Below are 603 nucleotides of genomic sequence, written 5' to 3'. Positions count from 1 at the left end.
ACATGGAGTTGGAGCAGCCGTCGTGGGAGAAAGCCGAGCGGCTGATGCTGGAGCAAGCGTCGGACATCGCCGTGAACAACGCGAAGCTGTCCAAGGACAAGATTCAGTTCTACGTCGGCGGAGACTTGCTAAACCAGATCATCAGCAGCACGTTCGCCGCCCGCATGTTCGGCGCTCCATACCTTGGCGTATTCGGCGCCTGCTCGACGTCGATGGAATCGCTGGCGGTCGCGTCGCTGATCGTCGCGTCCGGGGCGGGGNNNNGCGGCCGTCGATACGATTCAAGCGCACCTGCAGGACATGGGCCGGACGCCGGGCGATTACGACCTGATCGTCACCGGCGATCTGGCGGGAGTCGGCCATCCGATCGCCGCCGACATCCTGCACCGCAACGGCGTGCCGATGGAACAGACCGCGTTCAAGGATTGCGGCCTCCTGATCTACGATGTCGCGAAGCAGAAAGTGCAGGCCGGGGGAAGCGGCTGCGCCTGTTCGGCGGTCGTAACGTACGGGCACCTGTTGAAAAGGATAAAAAGCGGCGATCTGAAGCGGATACTCGTCGTGGCGACGGGTGCGCTGCTGAGCCCGCTGTCCTTCCAGCAG

General features: G+C 63.3%; 1 pseudogene. It reads left to right on the top strand.

The features are described 5' to 3' along the window. Positions 1-603: pseudogene (locus tag H7C18_RS34780) on the top strand (beta-ketoacyl-[acyl-carrier-protein] synthase family protein); the annotation flags it as partial.

Source organism: Cohnella zeiphila, from assembly GCF_014212055.1.
GTDB classification, from domain to species: Bacteria; Bacillota; Bacilli; order Paenibacillales; family Paenibacillaceae; genus Cohnella; species Cohnella zeiphila.
Note: the sequence above shows the minus strand (reverse complement) of the source record. Positions and strands in the feature narration are given on the sequence as shown.